This window comes from Caballeronia sp., from assembly GCF_049581465.1.
Taxonomy (GTDB): domain Bacteria; phylum Pseudomonadota; class Gammaproteobacteria; order Burkholderiales; family Burkholderiaceae; genus Caballeronia.
On the sequence record NZ_JBAUSA010000570.1, the window covers coordinates 1 to 7,206 of the forward strand.

At 60.1% G+C, this 7,206-nt stretch carries 4 protein-coding genes and 2 pseudogenes; 5 read left to right on the forward strand and 1 reads right to left on the reverse strand.

Features of this window, described 5'->3' with window-relative positions; translation table 11 throughout:
- The 4 genes and pseudogenes from WCA53_RS14025 to WCA53_RS14040 all read left to right on the forward strand — a co-directional run.
- Positions 1-552: pseudogene (locus WCA53_RS14025) on the forward strand (cytochrome ubiquinol oxidase subunit I); the annotation flags it as partial.
- Positions 545-1,153 (forward strand): cytochrome c oxidase subunit 3, encoded by a 609-nt coding sequence (locus tag WCA53_RS14030; protein ID WP_423911192.1) that lies wholly within the window; start codon positions 545-547, stop codon positions 1,151-1,153. The pseudogene WCA53_RS14025 and the gene WCA53_RS14030, both read left to right, overlap by 8 nt.
- 10 nt (positions 1,154-1,163) lie before the next feature.
- On the forward strand, positions 1,164-1,670 hold the full coding sequence (locus tag WCA53_RS14035) for a hypothetical protein (protein ID WP_423911195.1): 507 nt from the start codon (positions 1,164-1,166) through the stop codon (positions 1,668-1,670).
- A 5-nt stretch (positions 1,671-1,675) separates the two neighbouring features.
- The gene (locus WCA53_RS14040; RefSeq protein ID WP_423911198.1) at positions 1,676-3,001 is read left to right on the forward strand and encodes a c-type cytochrome; all 1,326 of its coding nucleotides are present in this window, start codon (positions 1,676-1,678) and stop codon (positions 2,999-3,001) included.
- Between the two features lie 233 nt (positions 3,002-3,234).
- Here WCA53_RS14040 and WCA53_RS14045 read toward each other — a convergent pair whose 3' ends face one another.
- On the reverse strand, positions 3,235-4,641 hold the full coding sequence (locus WCA53_RS14045) for a C45 family autoproteolytic acyltransferase/hydolase (protein ID WP_423911201.1): 1,407 nt from the start codon (positions 4,639-4,641) through the stop codon (positions 3,235-3,237).
- 518 nt (positions 4,642-5,159) lie between these two features.
- Here WCA53_RS14045 and treF point away from each other — a divergent pair.
- Positions 5,160-6,899, forward strand: a pseudogene (treF, locus tag WCA53_RS14050) (alpha,alpha-trehalase TreF).
- Positions 6,900-7,206 lie beyond the last annotated feature (307 nt).

A 7,206-nucleotide genomic window follows, 5' to 3' on the forward strand; every position in this document is an offset into this window, starting at 1 on the left:
GGCTGGAACACCGTCAATCTCATCACTTCGCTCGGCTCTTTCCTGTTTGCGCTCGGTGTGCTGATCTTCTTGATCGACCTGGTATGGAGCTACAAGCGAGGCCCCATCGCGGGCGACAATCCATGGGATGCGCCCACGCTTGAGTGGTCGATTTCGTCTCCGCCTCCGCCTTATAACTTCGCGACGGTGCCGTTTGTCGGGAGTCGCCACCCGCTGTGGGAGGACCGGCTTCCCAAGGAACGCGGGGAGCGCATCGGGTCCGTCCTCGATGAGGGCTACATTCTCGATCATGGCCGCGAGGCACTCGGCACGACGGCGCTCGACGGCGAGCCCGACATCATTCTGAAAATGCCCGGCGACTCGTATGCGCCGTTCTTGCTTGGCGTGTTTTCTACTCTTGTGTTTGCAGGCATGCTCTTGCACGCATGGTGGTTCACCGCGGCCATGCTTGCCGCGAGCGCCGCTTCGCTAATCGCCTGGCTTTGGCCCGAACGTGCGCTCATTCAACGCGAGCCGGACCCGGTACGCGATACAGGAGGCGCAATTGGCTGATGCCCTGGACGTATTCGACACAAACCGCGCGCTGCCGATTGGGAGCGCAGGAAAGCGCTCCGGTGGCTGGTGGGGGGTGTGGGCAATGATTGCTACTGAGGGCGCGCTGTTCGGCTATTTGATCTTCTCCTACTTGTACCTCTCGTCCCAATCTGCACAACACTGGCCGCCAGAAGGGATGCCCAAGCTCGCGATTGGCGGCGCAAATACACTGGTTTTACTATCCAGCAGCTTGTTCGTATGGCTTTGCGAGCGATGTGTCCGACGCAAACGACTGCGGCTAGGCGTGGCCTCGATGGCGGTAGGTATCGTGCTCGGGATTGTGTTTGTTGGCATTCAGCTTAAGGAATGGCATGACCATCCCTATGGGCCGACCACGCATTTATACGGCTCGCTGTACTTCACCATTACTGGGTTTCACCTGTTGCATGTGCTGGTCGGGATTGTCATTTTGTTGCTGTTGTTGACGTGGACTGCGCTCGGGTATTTCGACGACAAGCGTTGCGCCGCCCTGACCATCGGCGGTCTGTATTGGCACTTCGTGGATATCGTATGGTTGTTCATCTTCACGACGCTCTACCTGTCGCCCTATGTGCTTTAGGAGAATGCACATGTTTGCGCAATCCGTTGTTCCACCGCCCGGCCCCGTGACGCCCCCACCCAATGGCGTGGCGCGGGAAGCGCGCGGTACCCATCCGGCACCCCACCGCAGTCGCGCCCGAGCGCACTATCTTCTTGCAGGCCTCGTCGCCGCGCCGCTCGCATGGATCGTTCAAATCTGTACGTGTGAAGCGCTCACGTCTCAAGCCTGTTTCCCGATGAGGCAACCGCTGTCCGAAGCGGCGCTTGCTTCGCTGCTGCATCTCATTTCCCTGGTCAGTGGGGTGTGTTTTGTCATTAGCAGCGCGGGCATGGCAGCCGCCTGGGTGAGTTGGCGCGCGACCAGAAGGGAACGGACCGTGGGTGTCGGCGGCATAGCACACGGGTTGCTTGACTCCGGCGAAGGGCGAACACGATTTCTCGCTCTCGTCGGGGTGCTCGGCAGTTCGGTTTTCATGCTCGGACTACTGCTGACGGCGATGGCCGCTTTCGTTGTGTCGCCGTGCGCGAAATGGTGAATCCCATGACTCGACTTCGAGGGCTGGTCGTGTTGTTGGTGGCGCTTGGCCTTGCCGCAGGCGTCGGTGTCGCCGAGAGCGCGCGCAGCCTGCGCTCAGAGAGTGATCGTCAGGTGGCGCCTGACGATGAAGCCACCCTGGTCGCGCGTGGTGAGTACCTTGCGAAGGCTGCAGACTGCGCTGGATGCCACACGGCGCCCAATGGCGGGATCCCGTTCGCAGGCGGTTTGGGGTTGACGTCGCCTTTCGGTACGATCGTCAGCAGCAACATCACACCGGACAAGCAATACGGTATTGGCACGTACAGCTATGACGAGTTTGCGCGCACCTTGCGGGAAGGTGTCGCGCGTGGAGGAAAGCATTTATATCCGGCCATGCCGTACCCCTCGTATTCGAAAATAACCGACGAGGACATGCGCGCGCTTTACGCGTATTTCATTCACGGTGTGCAGCCGGCTCACACGCAACCTGCAGTCACCCGACTGCCATTTCCGTTCAACCAGCGCTGGGTGTTGGCCTTTTGGAATTTTGCTTTCGCGCCGAGCGGTATTTACGTGACGCGGGATCGGCAGGATGCGCAGTGGAATCGAGGCGCTTACCTGGTTCAGTCACTTGGACACTGCGGCGCGTGTCATACGCCGCGTGGGCCCGCGTACGAAGAGCGCGCTTACACGGAAACATCTGGAAGCTATCTGACCGGTGGTGCAAACGACCATTGGTTCGCGCCGAATCTGACGGCTGATGCCGGTTCAGGACTCGGCCGTGTTTCGGCGCAGAATATTGCTTCGTTTCTTAAGGACGGTCACGGCGGGGGCCTGGTGACTTTCGGCAGCATGGTGCAAGTTGTCGAGGACAGCACCCAGTACATGAGCGACGACGACCTGAACGCCATTGCTCATTACCTGAAGAGCTTGCCGGCCCAGCGGCGGCCCGGCGTTTTCGAACCTGACTCAAAAGGCGCTCTACAGAGCGTGGAAGCCCTGCGCACGGGCGCGGTTCAGCGCCCCGGCGCTGGTATTTTCCTGTCTTTCTGCGCCAGATGCCATCAAGCCGACGGCACGGGTCAGCCGTCGAAGTATCCAAAGCTCGCGGGCAATCCGGTTGTTCTTGCACCGGACGCGACTTCTTTGATGCGCCTGTTGGTCGAAGGCGGGAATAGCCCAGACACACAAGGCGGTCCACCGCGCGAGAAAATGCCGGCATTCGCGACCAAGTTGACCAGTGAGGAAATGGCAAGGGTGCTGACATTTGTTCGCAGTACATGGGGCAACAATGCCGCGCCGGTAACGACCCGTCAGGTAATCTCGTTACGCGCGGACATTCACAAGTGAATGCCTCAGTTGTCGTACGTGCCGACCCGGCGCGGCAATTCTTAGGGACGTGGTGGAAGATGACTCCGCCGGCAGACCGCTCCAGCATTGAAAAACGAGAGGAGGAAGCCGTTCTAGCCGCAAGACCTGCCGGCGGGTGAAGCCGTCTAGGGCACGGAGTCGTCCGGCGGTGGCCTAGACGCACCGGTCCCTCCGACGGCCACTGTTTCGCTGTCCGGGCGCGTCGCACAGATTCACCCGTTGAAGACTGTCCATGGCTGGTGCGGTCTGCTCTTCAAGTATCCCTGCTGCCAATTCCATTGGGGATGGACCCGTAGGAACTCGTCGGCATCGAACGGTGCTCCGTTGGCTCGACCGAATATCGCGCTGAGCGACATATTGCGTGCCATCGTGGATGTGGTCACCTTTCCATCCACCGATCCCCCAGGGAAGAAGGGAACGTTCCATACGCCGTTTGGATCGCTGACATACTCCATCGGGTCGATATCGTAATGCGCGCAGATGGTGCGTGATGACGGATTGACCCGCATCAAATAAACATCGAAGGTATCGCTCAGGATCGTCTGCCCCGCGGACGTGTCGATCGCCCCGTCGTACTGACTCAGCAGTTGAGGCCAGCGTGTGCGACGCGCGCCGGTTTGCTGACGTACATCGTTGTAACCGGTGTCTGCACACTCAAGGTTGCGAATGCGCGGGTCGTCGGGAACATTGTCACCGAAGTACCAGCCGTCTGTTTTCTTTGCGAAACTCTGGTACTTCAAGCCTTGCTCATACTTCGCAATCTCGTTGGTTTTGATATCCCCAACGAGCCACATGTTGGCGTATCCGCCATTGTTTCCGGCTTCGAGCAGCGAAATCCATTCGTCGATGTCGGACGCGCGCTGACATGCCTTGCGTGCGCGAATGTACTCCGGGACTTTCTGGATATCGTACCCCGCAAACCCGACGATCGTGGTTTCGGCGACAACCAAGCCAGCGCTCGTCACCCAGAAGTCGGTCATGCTCGCGATCCACCCCGGGCAGGCTTGCATGACCATTCGGCAGCCGTCGTCTGGTTCGACGTCCAGAATCATGTTCATGAACTGGCCATTCCAGAACTCCGTGAAGCTTTGGTGCCCCAGCACGATATCGCCATCGACGGTGGACGATCCAGTTGCGATAAAGGCACTGCAGTGGCTCTTCGCCATCGCTCCCGCGGTTGCGGGTATCGACGAGAAATTTTGCGCGACGGTAGGCCACCAGTAGCCGGTCAGCTCCTCGTAAGCGTTCCAACCGATGATCTCGTTGAGGGTCGCCGGGACACCCGCCTTTGTCAGCCCGGCGGCGATGCCGCGCATTTCCTCGAGGAGATCCGGGGCCACGCGCTCAATGACGGGCCTGTGATATTTGCAAGCCTGATCGACGAAGAATGAATACTCCATCCCCAGCGTCTGAAACGTAAGTGCTTCGTAGACGCGACGCGCTTCCGCATACTCGGCGGCGACTAAATAGCCATGCTGGAAACCACGCTCGAACGGCCCACCCCGAATCTTGAGGTGAAGCCAGCCGTTGATATCGGCACGACTGGCGATAGATAACCACGTGCGCTCCTGTGCGCTCAAAGGTTCAACTTCAGTCCCGTCTGTATCTGAGGTCGACATCGCAGACTCCTAATTTGGGGCGTCGCTTTCGTGAATCCGCCGCCGTCAAGGCGTGGTATTCCAAAGTCTCTATGGACCCCGTCGCTCTCGTGAGTACAGTACGCCACGAAATGGATTTACTCAAACGCCCTGACTTCCCCACGAGTGCTTTAACAATTACCATCCCCAATCCCGCGCCGGGTATATCGTTTCCGGCCGCGCGCTCCAATTCACCGAATGCTCGCTTTTGGACTTCCAAAGAAATGCCTTCGCCGGCGTCAGACACTCGCAGGACCAGCGCGCTGCGAAGGCCTGTCCCGGAGAAGTATTCTTCAGCGACAACCTTCCTCGCGTCACCTATTCCGCAGCGGTACCGATTGCAGCTTCCACGCTGGTATTCCAGATATGCGGGGCTCATGGATATGGCAAAGATAAGGGAAAACGCGGACGAAGACGTATTTCTGATCGCCATAAATTATTTGCGCCACCGGCCTCGTTTGGGAATAGTCCATCTATGCCACGTCTAGCTATTCCACGTCTTGTCCGGCGCTGGCGCCGCGTCGGCGTTTCCCACCATTGCGCCGTCCGCCGCGGCGTCGGCGAGGGTCGGCGCTTCTGCACCGCGAACGAATCCGCACGCACAGACACCACCGGTCGTTCCGGTCGCCCCGTCCGAACAATACGGCGCGCTGTACCGAAACGTGGAACTCGCGCACCTGTTTGCCGATAGCAAGACGTTTGCCGACATGGTCCCGACCGAGCCGCCGCAGGAGATCATGACCGCCTACGACGATGAAAAGCAGCATGCGGACTTCGATCTCGGGCAATTCGTTGGCCGATATTTTGTGCTTCCGGCGCGCGCGACGAAGCACTATGTTTCAGATCCGCAGCAGGACGTCGTGAGTCACATCGATACGCTGTGGAGCGTGTTATGACGTGATCCGGATCCGGCCGCAAGCCGATGGGCCTCGTTGCTGCCGTTGCCTTTCCCTTACGTCGTCCCGGGCGATCGCTTCGATGAAATCTACTATTGGGACTCGTACTTCATCATGCTCGGTCTCGAGCAGAGCGGCAGGCACGATCTGGCCGTCGATGAGCTGAAAGACTTCGCGGCGTTAATCGACCGCTACGGTCACATTCCGAACGGTAACCGCACGTATTATCTGAGCCGCTCGCAGCCACCGTTCTTCGCGCAGATGGTGCGGCTCGTCGCGGAAGGAGACGGCGATCAGGTCTATGTCCGGTATCTGCCCGAGCTGCGGCAGGAATACGCCTATTGGATGGATGGTAGCGACAGGCTTGCACCCGGCCGGGCGTACCGGCACGTCGTGCGCCTCGCGGATGGCACGTTGCTCAACCGCTATTGGGATGATCGCGCGGCGCCGCGCGACGAGTCTTACCGCGAGGATGTTGCAACCGCGGAGCAGACACCGGAGCGCGATGCGGCAGACCTGTGGCGCAACCTTCGCGCAGGCGGCGAAACCGGCTGGGATTTCAGTTCGCGCTGGTTCGCCGACGGCAGAAGCCTTGCTTCGATCGACGTGACCTCGCTGATCGCCGTCGATCTGAATTGCCTGCTCGTCGACCTTGAGCGCGCACTTGCCAAAGCGTATCGGCTGCAAGGCGATGCCATGCATGCGGAGAACTTCGAGCAGCATGCCGCCACGCGCGCCGATGCAATCCGCCGGGTGCTGTGGGATCCGTCGCTGCGCGCGTTCGGCGACTTCGACGTCGTCCACCACACATTGACGCACCGACTGACCGCAGCGACGATCTATCCGCTTTATGCAGGCATTGCCAGCCGCGACCAGGCCCACGCTGTCACAGACGCGGTGCGACGCGGACTCCTGCGACCCGGGGGCATGGCGACGACCCAGGTCGCTACAGGGCAGCAGTGGGACGAACCGAACGGCTGGGCACCGCTTCAGTATCTCGCGGTGGTGGGGCTGCGCCGTTACGGCGAAGCGGACCTCGCGCAGTCCATCGCGACGCGCTGGATCCGGACCAACGTCTCGTATTACCAACGGACCGGGAAGCTGGTCGAAAAATACGACATCGGCGCGGCCACGATCATGGCGGCAAGCGGCGGCGAGTACCCGCTACAGGACGGTTTCGGCTGGACCAACGGCGTTTTGCGTGTGCTGCTGGCGCTTTACCCCGGCGCCGCGGAATCGACACGGCCCATTGACATTCCGGAAGGACCGGCCGGCGTGGCCGCTGCTGCCGCGTCCGCAGCGCCAGCGCATGGGTCGCAGGGTGCGTCGGCGGTTCATCCCTGAAATGGTTTCGACGAACGGCGGCGCGCACTCGGACCGGCTTCAAATGAACATCAGGCGAATATATTGCCGGGCGTAATCGGTAAGTCAGCCTAATCGTCTTTTCGTGCAATCTCTGGTCGTTAGTGTCTACAAACGCTTATCAGGGGCTTAGTTCAACTGGCGGTATCGGCCACGAACGGTCAGATGAGAAGATTTTTCGAAAGGCCGTTTCCGACTCGCCAAGGGACGCATGCCGAAGCCCGTCGAATCCCGGCACCTGCGCGGAGTGCGCAGCGGGGGTGCATCCTAACGCCAGTGCACGCAAATG

Bases quoted from the DNA above. Each gene is read 5' to 3' on its own strand.
- WCA53_RS14035 (WP_423911195.1), top strand. From the start codon at position 1,164: ATGTTTGCGCAATCCGTTGTTCCACCGCCCGGCCCCGTGACGCCCCCA.
- WCA53_RS14040 (WP_423911198.1), top strand. From the start codon at position 1,676: ATGACTCGACTTCGAGGGCTGGTCGTGTTGTTGGTGGCGCTTGGCCTT.
- WCA53_RS14045 (WP_423911201.1), bottom strand. From the start codon at position 4,641: ATGTCGACCTCAGATACAGACGGGACTGAAGTTGAACCTTTGAGCGCA.